Genomic DNA, 21,821 nt, shown 5'->3' with positions numbered 1-21,821 from the left:
CAATTGGATTAGGAAAGAATATGATTGGGATGTCAGAGATATAACTTTGTAAGGAAGTTTTTATCTTATTTGTAGTGAAGAGAAAATGTCGCAATCTTGCAAAACTGGAAAACGCCATCCCAGTTTGGAATGGCGTTTTGGTATATTTATTCGTTATCCTTATTTTTGTCTTTTAGCATTGGTTTTGTCGCTGCTGGTTGCAGGTTTAATCCAAAAGTCCTCAATCGTATTGGCTCTCCTTCTTGCCATTTCTGATAGACATAAATTGCAGCCGCACGTCCAAGTGCTAACAACCAATCCTGAAAGCCAGTAACATTGGCATCAATTATACCTCTACTTGGCATAAAATTAGTTACTAAAAAGAAAGAGAATCCTATATCCAGGATTGCGTTAGTAATCATATAAATTATAAAATTACCATTGGTAAACTTAAGAACCCACATTGTTAAAATCGGAAATAAACCATAAAGATACGACAGCATTTCATTAAGCGGAAAAATTGTTTCTCGAATAGTCCAGAAGCCTAACCTGACACCTGCATCAATGACTATTGACGATAATGCCAGGGAGAATAAACCAGCCGGCGCATAGCGTCTGATGTCTTTCTTCTTCATAAAAAACAAGGTTATCCAGGGAACGATTAACATTGACCATAAAATAATTTGGTTACTCATAGTACACCCCATACATTATCTTGCTTATATTTTGGCTTGCCACTTCTAATTTATACTGGCGGCTTGGCGGAATACAGGATAAAATTACACAGAACGCCAGTTCGGCAGGAGCGATAGATGGTTTATGGCATTTGTTTTTCGAAGAAAATATGTATCCTATAATCTTGACCGGGGTTGTTTTGAAATAGAAAGATACGGGAAATCTGTGGTATGATCCACACCAAGATCGAATCGACAATAATCCCACCTTCGCGGCGGGTGTTTTTTTGTAAAAAAGTGCCCCGCATTATGTGAGCGGTGAAAAATAAAGGACCTAATCTTTATGCTGGCACAATAAGATGGAAGAAACATAAAATATATTATAGAAATATTTTAAGTAAACGGATGTGAAAGAATGAATGAAAGTGATGAGCTAAGCTCTTCTGCATTCTTGAATGTATTCGTTACGTTGGTATTGTTTTTGGAAGAAAATCAAGACACATCAATACCGATTTGGATTATAAAAGCGGTGCTACAACACTATAACATTTTACTATGATATCCAGTCACAAAGACCGGTTTTTATTGGATTGGTTTTTGGTTAGTAGGCTTTCTAAATAGTAACCAACATTTTTTATTTAACATAAGATATATAGGGGTTATTATTTTAGAAGGAGGAATTCTTATGTTTTTCGGTCGCGGTTGCTGGTGGATTATTATTATAATTATTTTGTTGTTGTTTTTCTGCTGCTTTGACAACAACGGTTGCTCATCTAGTTCTTCAAGCGGCTGTTCAATTTGTTAATATGGATAAAGAATACCCTTATTTTGAATGTACACATATTCCCTCACGTCGAGGGCTTCTTTTTTATTCACATAATTTTTTCACTGCTCATCAAATAGCAGGTATTTTGATGAGTAACGAGAATAATGTAAAATAATGTCGAACAAAAAATAAACTATCGGAGGGTTTTATGAAGAAGTTGGATTCTCTAGTTGATTCGGCACCGGTAATTCAGCAAATGGTTCCACTTGACTGTTGTGTTATGATTAGTAATTCGGAAGGTACCATTTTAGCTTTTGTTCCTGCCAAAACCTTCGATATGCGGACAGAAGTTGGAAACAAAGCGGCAACTGGAGGATCTGTTGACCAATGCTTGAAATTTGGGAAAACGGTAGACAAAAAATTGGGTAAAGAGCTCTATGGTGTTCCAATTAGAGCAATTAGTGTTCCAATCTACGAGGAGAGCCGGCTCATTGGCGTTTCAGCCATTGGAATCAGTTTAGAAACACAACAGACTCTTCATGAAACAGCGCAAACAGTAGCGGCTACATCGGAAGAAATTACTGCGACAACACAAGAATTGACTGCAACGGCGGCTCAATTGGCTCAAGACTTGGAACAGATTAAATCGAGCGGGCGTTTGGTACAAGGAGAATTGAAGAAAACGGATGATATTCTAAGATTCGTTAGTGAGGTTGCTGCAAATTCGAATTTGCTAGGTTTAAATGCAGCGATTGAAGCGGCTCGTGCCGGGGAACATGGCCGGGGATTTGCCGTAGTGGCGGATGAAATTCGTAAAATGGCCGTAAATAGTGCGGATTCAGTAACGAAAATAAAACAGATTTTAAATACGATTCAAAGAGAACTCACAAACATTATTAAATCGCTCGATGATGCGACACTTCTTGGTGAGCGACAAGCGTCGGCTACAGAGCAAGTGGCATCTTCCATGCAAGGATTAGCGGCTTCCGCAACTGATATAGAAAGGGTTGCAGAAATAATTTAGTCATTTTTACAGGATGACTCATGTTTAATTGGTAATAGGGCAGAGAAGAACTTAGTACATAGTTCAAACAAAATAGGGGAAGATTGAAAGACCGCTTTCATTGTCTTTGGGGACTTGAAAGCGGTTTTTTCTTTAGAAAGAGACTTGGATTGACGCGAAATGGGCTCGCTTACGGGTTTAATTCCAAAATGGTAGCTTCAGCCTCGACGTATATGCCGGGTTCAGAAAAAAGTTTGCTGGATTTTAAAGTCTTGAGTTAAAGCGGGAAGAGGGTAATTTTGTAAAAAGTAGAATCTAAATAACGGAAGATTCTTTAACAGATGCCGCCGGAATTATGGGCTAGTATAACTCAATCCAAAAATTAAAGGAGGTTTTATATAATGAATGAAACGATTCCCCAGGTATTGCTAAACGATGGTCTGGAGCTTCCTGCTATTGGTTTTGGAACTTATAAGCTAAAAGGTGCGGATGGAGTACAGGCAATTAAAAGGGCAATTGATATAGGCTACCGGCTGTTCGATTCCGCATTTAACTATGAGAATGAGGGAACGGTGGGTGAAGCGATTCGCCAAAGTCCGGTGCCAAGAGAAAAGCTGATAATTTGCTCCAAGCTGCCAGGGCGTCGTCATGCTTATCAGGAAGCGATGGAAACGATTCACGAGTCGCTTTATAGAGGGGGCCTGGAATACTACGACTTATATTTGATTCACTGGCCCAATCCCCGGGTGAATTTATATGTGGAGGCATGGCAGGCTTTAATAGAGGCTAAGAAACAAGGATTAATCCGGTCGATAGGTGTTTGTAATTTCTTACCGGAGCACATTGAGAGATTAATAAAAGAAACCGGAGTAAAACCAAGTATCAATCAAATTGAGCTGCATCCTTATTTTAATCAGGAGAAACAACGGCGTTGGCATGCGGAGCATAGTATTGCCACCGAATCGTGGAGCCCTTTAGGACGTGGCAACAGCATGCTGGAAAATGAAAAAATTGTTGAGATTGCCAGAAATCACCAAAAATCAGTCTCGCAAGTGATTATCCGTTGGCACATACAGCTTGGGGCTATTCCCATTCCCAAAGCGTCCTCACCCCAACACCAGCGTGATAATTTTAATGTATTTGATTTTCAGTTGACAGAAGAAGAAATGAACAGTATTCTTGGGCTCACCAGCGCCGCAGGACGTACCAATAATCAGGACCCGCAAACCTATGAAGAGTTTTAACGTATCGATAAATGAATCATTAAAGCCGCTAACTTTCTTGTTTAAAGAGGTTTAGCGGCTTTTTCTTCATTTTCTTTGAAAATGGAGTGAATACTTGAATGATGTTAAATGTAAATTAAAGTCATGTAAAGTTCGTTTCAATTGTATAAGAAAAATGCTACAGTAAAATTGCAAGATAAAAAAATTCAACTCGAGTTGGAAAATTTTATAGTTGGCAAACTTATCGAAAGGTAAGGACGCAAAGCTATGGGTCTAAGGGCAAGATGCCTAAGATTGCCAGGTTGCCGTTTGGTACTGACAGCCAAACGCCTCATAAACCAGCGATGAGGCTGGTTTTCTTGTTTGCAATGGATTTGGCAGCGATCATTGATTTTTACTTTCCGGGGGGTCATCAAACGCAATGAAAAAAATGCTTATTATTTTACTCATGCTTGTCAGCGGTATTCCTCTGCTTAGTTCTACGGTGCTTTCGTACTTTTTGTTTACCAAGCCGCTGGAGGCCGACTATTATGCGGTCAATTCCGGCAAAGCGGATGTTTTCAAGACGGAGACCCAGGCTTATATTAATGAACGAATGGAATTTGTCAAAGCCCTTGCCCGTACTTCCGCCATAAAGAATTTCGACTTGCCGGCCGCTAAAAAGTTGATAGCCGACGTTCAAAAGGTATACACCGATATTGGCATGGCGCTTGACGATAATCAAGGCAGACAGGTTGCGAGGGGTGATGACGTTAAATTAGGTACGGTTTCGAAACGCGAATTTTATCAAGAGGCCATAAGCGGCAAGGAAGAGGTTGCCTCAAAATGGCTTAAGAGCACTACGACCGGAAAGCCTATTGTGATTCTGGCCGCTCCTGTGCGGACGGACGACGGAAAAATTGCCGGGGTATTGCAGGCAGCGATCAACCTCGACGCTTTAAAGAAATTTGTCACCAAGTGGTCGGTAAACGGGGTTACCGCGTATATCCTGGATCAAGACGGCAAGGTTATCGTTCACCCCAATGAGAAGGCAATGGCTGAAACTAAAGATATGAGCAGTCAGCCATTTGTTCAGAAGGCGATTAAAGGACATAGCGGCAGTGAAGAAATAACGGGGGAGAATGGTGAACGAAAACTGGTCAGTTATGTATATGACCCCAGAACGCACTGGATTATTTGCATGGAAAAGACGTACGAAGAGTATAACGCGGTCAGCAAAGAGATGCTGTTGACCAACCTGGCCGTTCTGGTTGTCACGATGATTATAGTGGTTCTGATCAGTATTTTTATCTCCAATCGGATAACCAGGCCCATCGTTCAACTGGTACGTGCGACGGAGTCTCTAAAAAACGGGGATTTAAAGGTCAATATTGCAAGTAAAGGAAAGGATGAAATCGGCAGGCTGGCACAGAATTTTCAGGTAATGGTCGCTGGTTTGAGAGAATTGCTCAAGCATGTGGCGGTTTCCACTGAAGTGGTTTCGGCGGCTTCCCAGCAATTGACCGCAAGCGCTCAACAATCGGCTGCAAATGCCGAGCAGGTTACTGCGGCCATTGCCGAAATCTCCGGAAGTGCCGAGAAACAGGCTGGTTTTGCTAATGATACCACGGTGCTGGTGGATCATATTGTTTCCGAAATCAAACAAATTGTTGCCGATTCCACCAAAGCAGCCTCGGCGTCACAAGGCGCAGCTCAGTTAGCGGCAACTGGCGGGAAGTCGATAGAGAGCGCCGTTGCGCAAATGCACAGCATTGAATCTAGTGTGGCAGACTCGGCCAATGTAGTGGCGAAGCTGGGAGAACGTTCCACCGAAATCGGGCAAATTATCGATACGATTTCCGGTATTGCTAACCAGACAAACTTGCTGGCGCTGAACGCGGCAATTGAAGCGGCAAGAGCCGGTGAACAAGGCCGGGGCTTTGCGGTGGTAGCCGAGGAAGTGCGCAAGCTGGCGGAGCAGTCGGAAACAGCAGCGAAACAAATCACCCATCTGATCGGCGAAATACAGGTGGACACGGATAACGCGGTGGTGGCTATGAATAAAGGCAACACCGAGGTTAAACTGGGAACGGATATAGTGAGCCAAGCCGGCCAAACCTTTAATGAGATTATTGACCAGACCAATGAGGTATCCCAGCAGATCCGGGTCATTTCCGCGTCTATAGAAGATATGGCGGTAAGCGGCCAAAAAATCGTTGCCGCTATCAATAACATTGATAATATGAGCAAGAGCAATGCCAATCAGACTATGCAGGTATCGGCCGCTACTCAGGAACAGGTCGCCTCGGTCGACGAAATCCGCAAGGCCGGTCAGGCCCTGGTGGAAACGGCGGATCAGCTGCAAACGGCGGTCAGCAAGTTCTCGCTGTAGCGTTGGCTGCTGTGGTGCATGCTGACTGATAAGAAAATAGGACGGCAGGCGAAAGTTTGCCAACAATGCTATGAAGGGAGCATGGAGATATGTCCAATGTCGGATTGCGTATTTTTACCCAGGTAAAACGACCGCCTCAGGCTTTAATTGAAGGCTTTGCCGGAATACCGGTGGCCAATATCGCCGACAATATGAACCGTATGTCGTGTATGAACGCAAAAATCCGCCCGATCAGCGACGTGTCGCTGCTTGGACCGGCGTTTACCGTTAAGTCCCGCCCCGGTGATAATCTTATGCTGCACAGGGCGCTTGATCTTGCCGAGCCGGGTGATATTGTGGTTGTAGATGCCCAAGGCGATCTGACGAACTCGATAATGGGGGAATTGATGGCGTCATGGGCCAAGCAGAGGGGGCTGGGCGGCTTTGTTATCGACGGTGCCATTCGAGATGTGGGGGCGCTGAAAAAAATGGGCATGCCCATCTATGCGGCGGGAATCACTCCGGCCGGACCCTATAAGGACGGACCGGGCGAGATCAATGTTCCCGTAGTTTGCGGGGGAGTTGTCGTCCATCCGGGAGATATTCTGGTCGGCGATGCAGATGGAATTGTCGTCATTATTCCGCGGGATGCCGAGATGCTGCTGGAAAAAGCCAAGGAAAAATCCCGCCAGGAGAGCAAGGTAATGGAGGATATAGCCCAAGGGGCATGGGATCGCCGGTGGGTTGAACGGGAGCTTGAAGCGAGGGGTGCCGTCGTTGTGCAAGAAAATTCCTAATTGTGACTTTAGGGAGGCTTGATTATGAAAATATCGTGTACCGCCGTTAACAGCTGGCTAGGGAAACGAATGTTTCTGGTGGTCCTGTCGGCGCTGATAATAGGATTCATTGCGAAGGTGCCGGACGGCCCTCATATTCGTGTGCTCTTGGTAGTATTGTTTGCGTACATGACTTTTGTGACTTCACTGGGGACAAGCATGAAGAGCTTTATCCAGGTAATGGGAAGACCGTGGATTCCGCTATGGGTTCTTCTGTTGATACATATCGTGACACCGCTGACTGCCTGGTTTTTAGGGGACCTGCTTTACGCCAATGCACCACAGACGCAACTGGGTCTGCTGGTAGGGGCCGCTATTCCGGTCGGTGTCACATCGGTCATGTGGACGGCGCTCAACCAGGGCAATATCCCCATATCGCTTGTGGCCGTTACCCTGGATACGATGATTGTGCCTGCTTTGCTGCCACTCTATTATAAGATGATAGTGGGTCAGGCAGTGGCTATAAATTATACTTCCCTGGTGATCCAGCTTCTTTTGATGGTGACCATTCCGAGCATTGCGGGAATGCTGATTCATGACTGGACAGGCGGTAAGACGTCCGGTTTTGCCAAAGGGGCCGGCGGAATGACCTCCAAACTGGCGCTGTTCGTCGTAATATTCTTCAACGGCTCGCTCGTAGCGCCGGCTATTAACTTATCGCTGGATATAGTCCAAATGATAGCGGTTGCGCTGTTAATGGTCTTATCTGCCTACGCTCTCGGCTATGTGGGTTCGCTGTTTGTTCCGAATCGTACCCGGGATGTTACAATGGCGATGATCTACAGCGTCGGTATGCGCAATGCCAGTTGCGGGCTGGTTATAGCCATTACTTATTTTCCGCCGGCGGTGGCTGTTCCCATTGCTTTGCTGATGTTGTTTCAGCAGCCGACAGCGGCGGTCATTCCTACTATTCTTAAATATTTTGATGAAAAAAGGATTAGGAGCCAGCATGAGACAACCGCTTCCTATTAACTAATACAACGTACTTTCTAAAACGAGCCTGCTTAAAAGGATGCAGAAATAGACACGTTGGTGTCTATTTTTTTTTGGCCCATTAAAAAATACGCGGAATTTGAATATATAGAGTAGAGGCAAAAAACAGAAATGGCCTTCTTATCCAATGCGGAGGAAGCTGTGCTACTGGGAGATCCGATATGGCAGGACCGTTACGCGCGGGCTATTGCGCGAGGAATCACAGACTATTTTAAAGATGAGGGGGGGTGATAAGAAATGGCAAACCTAACTTTAATTTTTGTCGGCGGTGACAGCGAGGTAGATAAGATTATTCAAGGCGCCACACACGGCCCTTATTCCCACGTTGCCGGGATTATCCTAAACAGTACCCTTGAATCCTTGGGGATGAAAGATCGCAGTGACCCTTATCCCGGTGTATGGCTGCATGACCCTGACAAATACAGGGACAGCCCTGACGCGGAGTTTATTGAGGTAGAAATTCCGGATTTGATGGCGGCAGAGTCAGAAGCCCGGAAGCTGATCGGCAGTCCCTACGGCTATGTAGACTGCGTTCGCGGCGGGCTGTATGATTTAACGGGTGTTAAGCTTCCCGGCAACCTTCTTGCCATGAATTGCAGTGAAACATGGACGCGGATTCTTCACGCCGGCGGGCTAAAGGTTTTAAACGATGTGGCTCCGGATTGTGTGACCCCGATGGATCTCAGGCGAGCAGTTTAGGGGGTGATTGTATGGCTGGAAAAGGAAAAAATGAGAAGGAGAGGGCTAGCATGGAAAAATTTGATTTACAGTGTTTTACAGAGGATACCACTGCGGCTGCATCCGCTTCGAGTGATGTTACGGCTGTTGATACTTCTTCCACCGATTCTGTTAAGACGATTGTATCTGAGATTGTAGCGGAGATTGTCACGGCGGTGCAAACGGAGACTTCCAACGTACTCAGCGAAGCCACCCGGAAAAAAATTGAGCATTGGACGGAAGAAATCGCAACGACGGATTCTGATTTTGTAAAGTTTAGAGATGAACTTTATATCATCCTCGCTTCCGGAGCCAGTCTGACTGTTATCAATGCCGTGAAAAAAGCGTTATCCAAACTGTCTTAATCACGTTTTCCCCGGATGGTTGACAAAAATGGCCGGCATTTGAGATTTCCAAAGTATAAAACCGGTTTTTAAGGTGTCTTTATTTAATTTGGGACTATTTTCCTATTACGATTTGCTATAATTTGTCGATATAATGAAAGAAGAGCACATCTCCTCTTTGCAATATATATTGTATCCTCTAACCTAGCCCTCACCTGTGTGAGGGTATTTTTTTGCCCGTTGATGGATGGGTGGAGTAAGGCTCTGATAAGAAAGCTATGCATAAGATAAGCGGGTATGGAGAGAATAAATTAAGTCATATAGCCGGGAACAACAGCAGGGAGTGAATCCTTGCTGTTGATTTTTACAGTAACAGAAAGTATAACTTTTTGGGATATTCTTATACAAGTAGTTTTTCGTGAAATGCCGAAAAGTAAAATACTTTCTTTCCATTTAAAGATCCTTTGGGTCTTTCTTAAACAGTATTTATTCATGAGGAGGGTAATTTCATTGGCAGCAGAAATTATGGCAAGAAATGAATATAGGTTGATCCCGGGACGCCTGCGTATTTCAGTTGCGGGCCTGAGACGGAATACCGGTTTTGCCGGGTATCTGGTCCAGCAATTAACGAAAGAAGCGGGAATACGGTCTGCCGGCGCCAATCCGCTGACGGGGCGGGCGCTGATCCATTTTGACCAAACCCGGATTGGACTTGTTGAGATTCAGCGCTTTATTTCCGCTATAAGCCAATCGTATTTTACCCCGAGGCCGGAAGGCTCAAGCAAAGTAATTTCTGCTCCGGCCGTAAAACAAACCGGCCTATATGCTCTGGCAACCGGCGGAGTTCTGGCGGGACTGATAACGAAACGGGTCCTTGTCGGCAGGTCGCCGCTTGCTTCTTCGCCGCAGGTTTTCAATTTTGTGGCCCTGGCGACCATCATTTCCGGTTATCCGGTCTTGCGTAACGGTTTTCACACTCTGGCTACGAAGCATAAGGTAAATCATGACCTTGTGCTTTTCCTGGCAATGCTGGTTCTGCTGGCTATGCGGGAAAGTATTACCGGATTATCCGTACTGTGGATTGTCCACTTGTCCAATTTATTCAGGCTGACTATGCAGGCACGTTCAAACCGGAACATAGCGAATATTCTTGGAAATAAGGAACAAGAAGTCTGGCGTTGGTCAAACGGGCATAAGGACTTAATTAAACAGGCCGAATTAAACGAAGGTGATATTGTTCTGGTTCATTCGGGAGAGGATATTCCCGTTGACGGCCAAATTGTGGCCGGTAAAGCCGTCGTAAGCCAAGCGGCAATTGCGGGGAGTTATTTGCCGCAGCTTAAAATAACGGGTGACGCCGTTTTTGCCGGTACCCGGGTTCAAGCCGGGTCGGTTAAAGTAAGAGCGGATAAGGTGGGTAATGCTACTTCCATCGCTCAAATTACCCGGATGATCAAAGAAAGTCAGTCCCGCCAGGGAATTCATTCCCCGCCGGAACAATATACGGGTAAGTTTATGTATTGGGCATTGGTTATAGCGGGGATTGTCCTGTTTATTACCCGGGATTTCAGGCGCAGTTTGGCGGTATTACTGGCCGGATGTCCGGCGGCAATTGCCTTGGCCCGGAGTGCGGCATTAGGGACGGCGGCTGCCCAAGCTGCCGGGCGGGGTATCTTTATAAAAGATATTGAGGCGATTGAACGGGCCGGACAGGTTGATACTGTTTTGTTTGACAAAACCGGAACAATAACTGCCGCGCTGCCCAGGGTCGCCGAAATTATGACGTTAATTCCCGGTTATAAAGATACGGATGTTTTGTTGCTTGCGGCATCGGCAGAAAAGTCAACGAGCCATCCGCTGGCTAGAATGCTGGTAAGTGAAGTGCGAAGCCGGGGATTGACGCTCCTGTCTGCTGAGAACCAGTCCCAATTGGACTATGGGATACAAGCCGCGATTCAAGGCAACAGAGTTAGCGTGGGTAATCATCTGCTCATGGAAAGGGAAAGGATACCAACTTTTCGTGCTAAGGCCAAGGCTATGCGCCTGGAGCATTTGGGCCGTAGTGTTTTATATGTGGCGGTAAACCGGCGCCTGATTGGAGTTCTGGGAATCAGCGATATCATAAAAACGGAAAGCTATGAAGGGGTTCACCGGCTTCGAACACTGGGAATAACCGATATAGGAGTTGTTACCGGCGATACCTCCTATGCGGCAGAACATATTTGTAATGAACTCGGCCTCACGGCAAAATGGGACTCAATGCTCCCGGCGGAAAAAATGAAAATGGTTGAGAAACTAAAACGCAGTGGTAAACGGATTGCCATGGTAGGGGATGGAACCAATGACTCTCCTGCTTTTACCGCCAGTGACGTTAGCATTGTTATGGGAATGAGCGGTACCGGCGAAGCGGTACGTACGGCGGATATTGTTCTAGGCAGTGATGACCCCCGGAACGTGGCGGCGGTAATAGAGATTGGCCGGCATACGAATGAAGTGATCCGTCAGAATCTCGTATTGGCTGCGGGTTTTAGTGTGGTTGGCATGGCCCTTGCTGCCGCCCGTTTTATATCGCCGGTGACTGCCGGGCTGCTGCTGAACGTGAGTACACTCGCAGTCGTACTGAATTCAGGTCGCCTATTGTTTCATAGAGGCAAGCGTCCGGCGGCAAATATGGATCTTCAGCGATTTGCCGGGAAAAATAGTCAATCTTACCCCAAGGCACCGCCTAATAATGTTGTTTATTTAGCATCGACGGTTGCCGGACAAAGCAGCGATAACAATTGGCATCTACAAGCCTGGTCCGATGCATGTGATGTGCTGGAGACATCACCCCGGTTTGGCCTTTCGGCAAGAGAGGCGCAGGAACGGACCGCGCTGTACGGAATGAATGTTTTGCGCGAGGCGGCGAAACCATCATTTTGGAAAATGTTAGGGGAACAGTTTAAAGACTTTATGGTTCAGGTCTTGCTTGGAGCTGCGGGCCTCTGTTTTGTCATTGGCAAAACAAAAGATGCATTTCTTACAGTGGGAATTGTTGCCGCCAACGCTTTACTGGGCGTAATCCAGGAGCGGAAAGCAAATAGTTCCCTGGAGTCATTACGAAAATTATCCGCTCCCCAGGCCAGGGTAATCAGAGGAGGACGCACGGCCAGGGTTCCGGCCGAGAGTCTTGTTCCCGGGGATGTAATCGTTTTGGAAGCCGGCGACAGAGTACCGGCTGACGTAAGACTTTTGACGACCTCCCATTTTGAAGTGGAAGAATCGGCCTTAACCGGAGAACCATTGCCGGTGCGAAAAGAGGCGGAACTGATTTGTCAGCAGGATGATCCAATCGCGGAGCGGTGTAATATGGCTTTTATGGGCACCAGTGTCACACGGGGAAGGGCAACTGCGATGGTTATTGCCACGGGGATGACAACGGAGATGGGGAAAATTGCTTCTTTAATACAGACTCATATAGAGGAACCCACGCCGTTGCAAAGACGGCTTGAAGAGTTAGGAAAATACCTGGTATACGGATGTCTGGGGGTGTCCGGACTGGTCTTTTTAACCGGACTGCTTCGCGGTGAAAGAATTTTGATTATGCTGCAGACGGCGGCAAGTTTGGCAGTGGCCGCAATTCCGGAAGGCTTGGCGGCAATTGTTACTATCGCTTTGGCGATGGGGGTTCAGCGTATGAGCCGACACAATATTATCGTCAGAAAACTATCTTCCATTGAAACACTTGGTTGTGCTACCGCTATTTGCTCGGATAAAACCGGTACGTTGACCCAGAATAAAATGACCGTACGGGAGCTGTATACAGTGGACCGGAATTGGCAGGTAACAGGGGAAGGTTATGCCCCGTACGGCGAGTTCCAGCTTGATCAAAAGACGGTTTCCCCCCTGGGAAATATAGAACTTGGCAGAACGTTATATAATGGCGTGTTTTGTAATGATGCGAAGTTGATGGAAGCGAAACCGGCCGGCCAGAAAAAGGTAGTTTCGTTTGACCGGCAGCAACCAACGGGTTGGATGATCGACGGTGACCCCACAGAAGGTGCCATGCTTGTCGTAGCAGCAAAAGCCGGAATAAGACCGGACGAACTGGAAAATGAACATAAGCGGCTTAAGGAATTTCCTTTTGAGGCGGAACGGCAGATGATGTCGGTTGTCTGCCGTCAAGGCGAGAATCCACCGGTACTGTACTGTAAAGGCTCACCGGATAAGATCTTGTCGGTTAGTTCCCATTATGTAAAAGATGGTCAAGTTGTGGAGATGGATGAAGCAACAAGAGTAAAAATTGAGAAAGCAAATATAGGCATGGCCGCAAAGGCATTACGCGTGTTAGCATGCGCGTACCGTGAACTGCCGGAATTTACCGGGGAAGAAGAAGCTTCCGGCATAGAAACAGGGCTTATTTTTTGCGGGCTGGTCGGCATGATCGATCCACCGCGTCCGGAAGTACCGGGAGCGATTGCCAAATGTAGGGCAGCAGGGGTTAAGGTCATCATGATTACAGGGGATCATCCCGTAACAGCCAAGGCGATTGCCTGCGAATTGGGGATAAGCGGCCGGGATGGCCGGGTTATTTTGGGAAACGACCTGGAGCGCATGTCCGATGAGGAGTTAGGACAAGCCGTCACAGCTACCAATGTATATGCCAGGACGTCGCCGCACCAGAAGCTGCGTATTATCAAGGCGCTAAAGCAAAAGGGCTATGTTGTCGCAATGACAGGCGACGGGGTCAATGATGCACCGGCCGTAAAGAGTGCCGATATTGGAATTGCTATGGGAATTACGGGAACGGATGTGACCAAACAAGCTGCGAGTATGACGCTGGCCGATGACAATTTTGCCACCATTGTACGGGCAATGGAGGAGGGGCGTTCCATATACGCCAATATTCGCAAGGCGATCCGTTATTTAGTCGCTACCAACATTGGCGAGGTAGTACTTATGCTGCTGGCGGCTTTTGCCGGTCTGCCATTGCCGCTGATTCCCATACAGTTGCTATGGATTAACCTGATTGGCGACGGATTGCCGGCAATTGCGCTGGTTAACGATCCACCGGCGAAGGATATTATGAATCAACCGCTGAAGACTGCAGACGAAAGTGTATTTTCCGGAGGACTGGGACGAAAAATTATAACCCGCGGTGTGATTATCGGAATTGCCAGTTTGGCCCTATTTATCTGGAAACTGGCAAGGACAGGTAACCTAATTCTTGCCCGGACGTTGATCGTCGCTCAATTGGCGATCAGTCAGTTCATTCACATTTTTGATTGCCGGATTGAACGCGAAACCGGCAAGGTCGGCCTTTTTAGCAATCCCTGGCTGACTGGCGCAGTCACTGTATCAATGGGCATGGTGGGCGGGATTATTTATTTGCCTGCCTTGCATCCTGTTTTTGGAACAACCTTTCTTAGCGGTACCGATTGGGCCATTGCAACGGCTATAGCCGGAATGACTGCAGTCGTCGACTTTGGGATTGGTTATATTCTTGAACATCGCCCCCCCCAAGGTCCTTTATTAGCCGAACCGGGGCAGCTCTAGATTTTATGAGAAAACCCTCCGAAAAGATTTCGGAGGGTTTCATAATGCCGTATTTTATGAGGGGGCTTCGGCAGGGTTTGCTTCCCCTGACGGCAGTGATTCTGCTTGCCGGGCTGCATGCATTTCTTTCGCTTCATTGACAATGCCTTTAAATCCTTCCCGAATTGATGTTGCCTTTTTTTTCAATGTCAGTGCCCCGGCAGTTGTCGCCACAGCAATCCGGCGTCCTTTAGTTTTCGCAGAGGCCCGGATTGACTTGACTCCGTCGATAGGCCCGGTTTCTCTTGCCTCATCGATGATACCGGAAGCCCCTTGCCGTATGCCGGTGGAAAGGTTTGTGACTCTATCACTTACTGCTAATACTCCCTTTGTCGCGACTACGGCAGCGGCGCGTAGTCCCCGGCGTACGGGCGGAAACGTTAGTGCCAGTACGGCACCGGTGGCGACTAACAGGGAAGGAGAACTCCCGCCAAGGATGCGTGAACCAATTTTTAAAATGTCCATGCCGATACCTCCTTTACATAAATCTAATTTTTCCCGAAATAACTTTGTTTATACGTTGGGAAAATCGGGATAAAATTAACATAAAGTTAACTTATTGTTAACCAAGAAAACGCCGGTTTTAGTTACACTAAAGAAGAAGAAAGAAAAAGGTCGGTGAACCGGATGAGTCTTGCCCTCGCAATGATAAAACGGAAAAGAATTCGACGCTGTAACCAATTTAACCGCCCCATGCTTTTTGCTGAAAAAGTGACCGTTTGTCCGGATGAACTTCGTCTTATGGCCGGAGCAGCCAAACGAAGAAAGGAAGAACTGGAATTTACCGCGGCAGTTGAGGAGTGCCGGATTCTGATCCATTCGGTTATGTCCGCATCGTTGCAAGGGGCAAGGAAAAAGAGTAAACTGTTCGCAAGCGATTTGCTGGCAGGCAGGGAAGGCTGCCGGACAGAATCTTTCGTGCGCCGCATTATAAATCAAGCCGAAATCAATGCACTATTGCAAGGAATCGCTTTCCGGATCAGTACTCGCTGGCATATCTCCCGGGAATCTACGGATGCCGCTTTGAATTGCTGCTCTATAGATCCGGTCGATTTTCCGGATTGTTCAAGGGGTTTGATAAGGCAATATATAAGTACGGTAATAGTTACCGAAGGCATAGCGAATATAGCGAAAAAAGTGTGTGATGAAAGTCTTGACCAATTCCATTTTAATTGGTTTATCCAAAAAGTATCTAAAGAACTGAATTGGGGGATGGCTTTACTGCGAATTGTTGATTGCCATCCGGCGGCGCAACGCGAACGTTGTATAAAGGAAATTGAAAAAATGCTGGACGGAGTCATTTTCAGTTTTTATGACCGGCTGGCGCGCAATTGCACACGGCAGATTGCCGAGGTTATGTACTCTGCCTATAAGCCGGCGCGTCAAGTTAAGAAAAGTTTGTATTTGATTTCCCAAGCTGTGTAAATCAGCTTTCTCTTCGCGCCCTGAACCCTGCGCCGTGAGCCGATAAACCGCGTAGCGGTTTTTTTTATGCCAGGAAAGTTACGCATAATATGGATAAGCATGGGAAGGCTAAATGTTATTGAGATATTCAGAAAAAATCAGAAGGAGAGATAGAATGCCCGAGGCAGAAGCGCAAGTAGCGGGGAAGGAACAGGAAGCCCGTTATGATAATCAAAGAAGCAGTGAGCGCGGCCGGCGGCTTCGCGAACGAGCCAAAGAAACAAATAATGAAGAAACGGTTTCCGGACTGGAACAGGTTTTTGAAGCGAAGCTGGCCGCAATACGCACCTATGAGCAGCGGTTAGCCGCAATATCCGATCCGTATGCCCGGCGGACATTACAGCGGATGATACGCAAAGAGCGGAAAGAACTGCTGTATTTGGCAGAGCTTACTGATTTAGTGGAACAAAGTCCGGATATGAATGGATTGGCAAGGGCACGGCACCGTTTAACCCACGAAATAAAAGCACGTACAGGGCAGGACATGACTTTCTGGCTGGGTGCTGCGGTTGTAGGCGCGGTACTGTTGCCCAGTGTCAGAGAGAAGCTGCGGCCCATTGCGGTAAAAACGGTGGAGGGCGTCTTGGGTCTGACAGAGCAAGCCAGAGGATTGTTTAGCGGCGTGCGCGAGGATATTGAAGATTTGGTTAGTGAAGCCCAGTTTGGGCGGTTAAAGGAATCGCTGGATAATGCGGTGGAAGAGAGTTTGACAGAAGGCGGAGAGGCAGAGCCGCCGCCCGATGTGCCAGGAGGAACCAATGATTACCATTGAAATGCTTCGGCAAAAAATTGAAAGCGCCGGCCGGGAATTAGAGGAAGCTGTGGATATGAGTATTGAACTTAGGCGGCAATCTCCGACAGTAAAAGCCGAGGTCGTGAAAATTTGGGAAGAATTTTTGGGAAGCTTTTTTTCCTATATCAAGCAAAAAAGCAAAGAATCCAAAGATAATTTACTGGCAGGGATTTCCTGGACCCGGCTGAAATTATTTTAGCTTTTAGACGTCCGGTGCCAGAATAATAAAAAGCTGTACTGTGAAAAGTACAGCTTTTTATTATGCGTATTTTTAAACGGGGTAAATAAATGTCAGGATTTTGGCTGACTGGTATACGGTTTTTGTTTTGTTTTATATTCGGTCCATGATTCTTTGATTTTTTTCATAGAAAACCGCAGACGGTTGGCCAAAATATTGTTATTTTCCTTTTGGGCTTCATTCGATAAATCATATAAAGCGGCTGCGATAGAGCCGGATAAATCCGCCAGGAAGCAATTTACATTTTCGATAGCCTCTTCCCGTACTTTAACTTCATTTTTAAATATACTGTAATCTGACGGTGCGTTAAGCAGCGACAGAACTTCAGCCATCCTTTCTTCCGGCAGTTCTTCAATGAATCGGATTAAATCTGCTTTTGTCATTTTGAATTACTCCTATCAGGTTTCTGGCATATTGGGATTCCCAGCAAGGGAAGGCTGCTTCAAAAGGCCGGCGCTGTACAACCAAGAGTATGCTTACAATACGGAAAAGTATGCATTCCGGCCGGTAGAAAAAGTTTTGATTCAAGATAAGGTAATTGCGTTCCGTCGTGTTGTGTGATATAACATAAGAAAAGGGAATGCCTGGAAAAAATTATTATACTACCGAAAAGCCGTAGCATAAATAGAACTTTAATTGACTAGTTAGTCGGAATAAGGCCGCTAAAGGCATCGATTTTTGATCTTAGTGGATGGAGATGATCAAAAAATGAAAAAGGCACTGCTGCAAACGGTGTTTGGGCAAGTAAAGCGGGGAGGAATCGCTGTCCGGTATTGGGATGGGGAAGAGACTCGGTATGGTGACGCCCCGCCCCAGGCCAAAATCATTTTTCTTAAAGAACCGTCCATATTAACAGGATTGGAGGATCCTACGTTAACGTTCGCTGAATTTTACATGGACGGAATCATTGATTATGAAGGCAGTCTGGATGAGATCATCCGTCTGGTGGAATGGAACTGGTCCAAACGGCAGCAGACGGATGAACTGGGCAAGAAGGTTTGGAACTCCGCATTAAGGGCCGTAAACTCCGTAGCCGATAAATTAACGGATAAGAAAAATATTCAGCAGCACTACGATCTGGGGAATGATTTCTTTTCCCTGTGGCTGGATAAGACCATGTCTTATTCCTGTGCCTATTTTAAGCAGGCGACGGATTCTTTGTTTAATGCCCAACTGCAAAAGATCGACCTGGCACTGAAAAAATTGCGTCTTAAACCGGGTGAGCGCCTTTTGGATATCGGCAGCGGCTGGGGCTGGCTCATCTTGCGGGCCGCGCAGCAATATGGAGTAAAAGCTCTGGGGATAACGCTCAGCCAGGAACAGTATGACAAAACCCGGGAACGGATTGCGGAAGCCGGATTAACCGGCCAGGTGGATGTGAAGCTTATATCCTATATGGACATTAATGAAGCGGAATATCAGTTTGATAAGATTGTAAGCATTGGCATGTTTGAGCATGTCGGTCAGAAAAACCTGCCGGTTTACATGAAGAAAGTACATGATCTGCTTGTTCAGGGGGGCACATCACTATTACATAGCATTACTAACGTAATCGAACATGAGCCCAATACCTGGATGCGTAAATATATATTTCCCGGCGGTTATGTTCCTACGCTGAGGGAAATTGTCAATTTGCTGCCGGACTATGACTTTCATTTGCTCCAGGCGGAAAGTTTGCGCCTTCATTACGCTATGACGCTGGAACATTGGTACCGGAATTTTTCCCGGTATAAAGAGGAAGTGGAGCAAAAATTCGGCAGGCGTTTTGTCCGTATGTGGTCACTTTATTTGCAAGGCTGCGCCGCGTCCTTCCGGGTATCAGGGCTGGATATTCATCAACTGGTATTTACCAAAGGGCTGAATAATACATTGCCTCTTACCTGGCAGGATGTTTATAGCGAAGAATAGAAATAGACCCTGTATGAGGTGTAACCTGTAGCCGGTGACGAATAGGCCGGCTATAGGTTATTCTATTTATAGCGTGTTTTATTCCGTTGGTTCTGCAGTGTGGATGGACAAGATTAAGCTTGGCAGTAAGGGTTAATAATTAATTCTGCGAGAAAGGAAGATTGATAGCAATATAAATAGAATAGGTGCGATTGCAAGACATATTGAAATGAATCAAAGATTCGTGGTAGTATATGTATCGAGATTGTTTTATTTACAAGTTTCTATTTCGACGGGGTATTGTATGATAAAATTTAGCGGTATTAATTCAATAATTCATAGGATGGAAATCGCATTTATACTGTAAATGGATAGGAGAGAGGCTATTGGATGTCTTTAACAGATGGTACCGGCTGCTGAATCCGCTGCATTGGCGGTTAACTACTTATCAAATGCTTGCCCTCAGTTTTGCCGCTTTGATTGTATTCGGCGCGTTGCTGCTGATGACTCCTTTTGCTTCGGTCCGGAGTTCCAGTCTTAGCTTTATTGATGCCTTATTTACGGCCACTTCGGCAGTCTGCGTAACCGGGCTGGTGGTGACCGACACAGGAACTTATTTTTCTTTTTTTGGCCAGACGGTGATTCTCTTATTGATAGAAATAGGCGGACTGGGCATTATGACGGTGGCCACTCTTTTAGTTGTCATCACCGGGAAACGGATCAATTTACGGGAGCGGCTGTTGATTCAGGAAGCCACAAATCAACTGGACTTATCCGGTGTGGTCCGGCTTACCCTGTATATCGTGAAGGCGACCGTACTGGTAGAATTTATCGGGGGATCGATTTTGGCCGCCCACTTTTATCAGGACCTGGGATGGCAGGGAATTTATTTTGGTTATTGGCATGCCGTTTCCGCCTTTTGCAACGCCGGTTTTGACCTTTTTGGCCAATTTCGCAGTATTACCGGTTATGTCAATGACTTTGTGGTAAATGCCACCATTGGCGGGCTGATTATTATCGGTGGTATTGGCTTTCCGGTGATTGCCGATTTATGGAATTATCCGGTTCGTAAGCATTTCTCGCTTCACAGCAAGGTGGTCATTGCCACGTCGCTGGGTCTCATTGTGACGGGGGCCGTATTCATTTTTGCTGCGGAATATACCAATAACAGCACCCTGGGGGAACTCACGCTGTCCGGTAAAATTCTGGCCAGTTTTTTTCAGTCGGTGACAGCCCGGACAGCCGGATATAATACGATTGATACCGGCTCGTTGCGCGAAGGAACCTTATTGATGCTAATCGTGCTGATGTTTATCGGCGCGTCGCCGTCCTCCATGGGCGGGGGTATTAAGACGTCAACGTTTGCGGTACTCACGTCGGCGATTATTAGTTCCGTTACCGGTAAAAAGGACCCTGTGATATTCTTGCGCAAGGTCTCGCAGTTGACGGTTTATAAAGCCTTTACGGTCGTCATGATCTCGCTCATGCTGGTGACGGGCGTATCGCTGGTCATGACATTTACCGAACAGGTGCCTTTTATCAGAATTCTTTTTGAAGTGGTATCCGCTTTTGGCACGGTAGGCTTATCGACGGGGATTACGCCGACGTTGAGCGAAACGGGGAAAGCTCTGATTATTTTAACGATGTTCTCCGGACGGGTGGGGACAATTACCCTGCTTATGGCCCTGGCCTTGCGGCCGCATAAGGCTGCCATAAAATATCCCGAAGGCAAGTTTATTATAGGGTAGTGGGAGGAAATATGAAAAAACAATACGCAATTATAGGATTGGGGCGTTTCGGGAATAGTGTGGCGCTGACTTTGGTCAATGCCGGACATGAGGTATTGGCAATTGATGCGGATGAGGACCGCGTACAGCGGATTGCCGATTGTGTTACCCATGCCGTTGTAGCCGATTCAACGGAGGAAAATACACTGAAATCGCTGGGAATCCGGAATTTCGATATTGTCATCGTAGCCATTGGTCAAAATGTTCAGGCCAGTGTCCTGACTACCCTCCTGCTGAAAGAGCTGGGTGTTAATTATGTTGTGGCCAAGGCGGATAATTCCTTGCATGGCAAGATGCTGGAAAAGGTCGGCGCCGATAAAGTGGTATTTCCCGAGCGGGATATGGGACAGCGGATTGCCCATAATTTAATGTCTACCAACGTGATTGATTATCTGGAAGTAGCGCCTGATTTAGGTATTATTGAAGTGGACGTGCCGCAGGAATTGCTTAACGTCCGGTTGCTGGACACCAACCTTCGGGCCGATTATGGAATTACCGTGCTGGCAATCCGGCGCAACGGCAAAATGACCTTGTCCCCCAATCCGGGTGAACGGTTTTTGCCGGACGATAAGTTGATTTTAGTGGGTGAAGGCAGCGGGATCCAGCGGTTTGAAGAGAAGTACTTTTAAAAAAACCGTCAAAACGTCAGACGCGTTTTAACGGTATTTTTTCTTCCGGCTGGTTCTTTCCTGCCTGTCTAATAGGGTTATTTAGCCGTTGGTCACGGGAGTCTTATCCCCGTTGGATTCCACCTGGTTGGCATAGTTCTGTCCCCATTGGCATAAGGTGGCTAGAATCGGCAATAGGCTTTTGCCGGCTGGTGTAAGCGAATATTCTACTTTCGGCGGTATTTGAGTGTAGATAAACCGGTGAACAAGACCATTTTCTTCCAATTCCCTGAGCTGCTGCGTTAACATCTTTTGTGTAACCTGTGGCAGGAGTTTCCGCAATTCACTGAAACGCAATGTTTGTTCACCTAAATGCCAGAGAATCAGCGATTTCCACTTTCCGCCGATCAGGGCAAGGGTAAGCTCCATAGAACAATGATATTCCATATTTTTAAATTTAATCATTTGGTGTCACTCCTTAGTGATAATCAACGACTATGTGATAAGATAGTATAAAAACAGGCACTACATGGTAATCAAGTCTATACTTGCGATTATTTCTACTATCATGTAATATTATAGCAA

At 46.5% G+C, this 21,821-nt stretch carries 18 protein-coding genes and 1 riboswitch; of the genes, 14 read left to right on the top strand and 4 right to left on the bottom strand.

What is annotated here, in order from left to right:
- Positions 1-146: 146 nt before the first annotated feature.
- Positions 147-674 (bottom strand): hypothetical protein, encoded by a 528-nt coding sequence (locus LUCIF_RS01490; protein WP_122626102.1) that lies wholly within the window; start codon positions 672-674, stop codon positions 147-149.
- A gap of 953 nt (positions 675-1,627) precedes the next feature.
- Between LUCIF_RS01490 and LUCIF_RS01485 the strand changes: the two genes are divergently transcribed.
- From LUCIF_RS01485 to LUCIF_RS01445, 8 genes are all read left to right on the top strand, one after another.
- Entirely contained in the window at positions 1,628-2,443 is an 816-nt protein-coding gene (locus LUCIF_RS01485; RefSeq protein WP_122626101.1) for a methyl-accepting chemotaxis protein, read from the top strand.
- A gap of 380 nt (positions 2,444-2,823) precedes the next feature.
- Positions 2,824-3,666, top strand: coding sequence for an aldo/keto reductase (locus LUCIF_RS01480; RefSeq protein ID WP_122626100.1), 843 nt, complete (start codon positions 2,824-2,826; stop codon positions 3,664-3,666).
- A 203-nt stretch (positions 3,667-3,869) separates the two neighbouring features.
- A riboswitch (cyclic di-GMP riboswitch) is annotated at positions 3,870-3,955 on the top strand.
- A 111-nt stretch (positions 3,956-4,066) separates the two neighbouring features.
- Positions 4,067-6,016, top strand: a complete 1,950-nt coding sequence (locus tag LUCIF_RS01475) for a methyl-accepting chemotaxis protein (protein ID WP_122626099.1) — start codon at positions 4,067-4,069, stop codon at positions 6,014-6,016.
- 89 nt (positions 6,017-6,105) lie between these two features.
- Positions 6,106-6,792, top strand: coding sequence for an RraA family protein (locus tag LUCIF_RS01470; protein ID WP_122626098.1), 687 nt, complete (start codon positions 6,106-6,108; stop codon positions 6,790-6,792).
- A 24-nt stretch (positions 6,793-6,816) separates the two neighbouring features.
- Positions 6,817-7,803 carry a bile acid:sodium symporter family protein gene (locus tag LUCIF_RS01465; RefSeq protein WP_122626097.1) on the top strand — a complete coding sequence of 329 codons (987 nt, stop codon included), beginning with the start codon at positions 6,817-6,819 and terminating at the stop codon, positions 7,801-7,803.
- Positions 7,804-8,061: 258 nt separating this feature from the next.
- Complete coding sequence (locus LUCIF_RS01455; RefSeq protein WP_122626096.1) at positions 8,062-8,523, top strand: hypothetical protein; 462 nt, start codon at positions 8,062-8,064, stop codon at positions 8,521-8,523.
- A 50-nt stretch (positions 8,524-8,573) separates the two neighbouring features.
- On the top strand, positions 8,574-8,906 hold the full coding sequence (locus tag LUCIF_RS01450; RefSeq protein ID WP_126720559.1) for a hypothetical protein: 333 nt from the start codon (positions 8,574-8,576) through the stop codon (positions 8,904-8,906).
- A 489-nt stretch (positions 8,907-9,395) separates the two neighbouring features.
- Entirely contained in the window at positions 9,396-14,420 is a 5,025-nt protein-coding gene (locus LUCIF_RS01445) for a cation-translocating P-type ATPase (RefSeq protein WP_165865842.1), read from the top strand.
- A gap of 54 nt (positions 14,421-14,474) precedes the next feature.
- On the opposite strand, the gene LUCIF_RS01440 is transcribed toward LUCIF_RS01445, so the two are convergent.
- On the bottom strand, positions 14,475-14,924 hold the full coding sequence (locus LUCIF_RS01440; RefSeq protein WP_122626093.1) for a hypothetical protein: 450 nt from the start codon (positions 14,922-14,924) through the stop codon (positions 14,475-14,477).
- A gap of 228 nt (positions 14,925-15,152) precedes the next feature.
- On the opposite strand from LUCIF_RS01440, the gene LUCIF_RS01435 reads away from it, so the two are divergent.
- The 3 genes from LUCIF_RS01435 to LUCIF_RS01425 all read left to right on the top strand — a co-directional run bounded on the left by LUCIF_RS01435 (position 15,153) and on the right by LUCIF_RS01425 (position 16,915).
- Positions 15,153-15,884: a hypothetical protein gene (locus LUCIF_RS01435; RefSeq protein WP_165865841.1), complete on the top strand. Its 732-nt coding sequence runs from the start codon at positions 15,153-15,155 to the stop codon at positions 15,882-15,884.
- Between the two features lie 154 nt (positions 15,885-16,038).
- Positions 16,039-16,695: a hypothetical protein gene (locus LUCIF_RS01430; RefSeq protein ID WP_207856804.1), complete on the top strand. Its 657-nt coding sequence runs from the start codon at positions 16,039-16,041 to the stop codon at positions 16,693-16,695.
- Entirely contained in the window at positions 16,682-16,915 is a 234-nt protein-coding gene (locus tag LUCIF_RS01425; protein ID WP_122626091.1) for a hypothetical protein, read from the top strand. Before LUCIF_RS01430 ends, LUCIF_RS01425 begins: the two co-directional genes overlap by 14 nt.
- A gap of 92 nt (positions 16,916-17,007) precedes the next feature.
- Here the strand turns inward: LUCIF_RS01425 and LUCIF_RS01420 are convergent, their stop codons facing one another.
- Complete coding sequence (locus LUCIF_RS01420) at positions 17,008-17,337, bottom strand: hypothetical protein (RefSeq protein WP_122626090.1); 330 nt, start codon at positions 17,335-17,337, stop codon at positions 17,008-17,010.
- Between the two features lie 325 nt (positions 17,338-17,662).
- On the opposite strand from LUCIF_RS01420, the gene LUCIF_RS01415 reads away from it, so the two are divergent.
- The 3 genes from LUCIF_RS01415 to LUCIF_RS01405 all read left to right on the top strand — a co-directional run bounded on the left by LUCIF_RS01415 (position 17,663) and on the right by LUCIF_RS01405 (position 21,257).
- Complete coding sequence (locus tag LUCIF_RS01415; RefSeq protein WP_122626089.1) at positions 17,663-18,862, top strand: SAM-dependent methyltransferase; 1,200 nt, start codon at positions 17,663-17,665, stop codon at positions 18,860-18,862.
- Positions 18,863-19,227: 365 nt separating this feature from the next.
- Positions 19,228-20,589 (top strand): TrkH family potassium uptake protein, encoded by a 1,362-nt coding sequence (locus LUCIF_RS01410; protein ID WP_207856802.1) that lies wholly within the window; start codon positions 19,228-19,230, stop codon positions 20,587-20,589.
- A gap of 11 nt (positions 20,590-20,600) precedes the next feature.
- A complete protein-coding gene (locus LUCIF_RS01405; RefSeq protein ID WP_122626088.1) occupies positions 20,601-21,257 on the top strand; it encodes a potassium channel family protein in 657 nt (218 codons plus the stop codon).
- A gap of 81 nt (positions 21,258-21,338) precedes the next feature.
- Here the strand turns inward: LUCIF_RS01405 and LUCIF_RS01400 are convergent, their stop codons facing one another.
- Complete coding sequence (locus tag LUCIF_RS01400) at positions 21,339-21,701, bottom strand: winged helix-turn-helix transcriptional regulator (RefSeq protein WP_122626087.1); 363 nt, start codon at positions 21,699-21,701, stop codon at positions 21,339-21,341.
- Positions 21,702-21,821: the final 120 nt, after the last annotated feature.

The organism is Allolucifera butyrica, assembly GCF_900476375.1.
In the GTDB taxonomy this organism is placed as follows: domain Bacteria; phylum Bacillota; class Negativicutes; order Sporomusales; family UPPP01; genus Lucifera; species Lucifera butyrica.
This window is presented reverse-complemented; position numbering and strand designations above follow the sequence as displayed.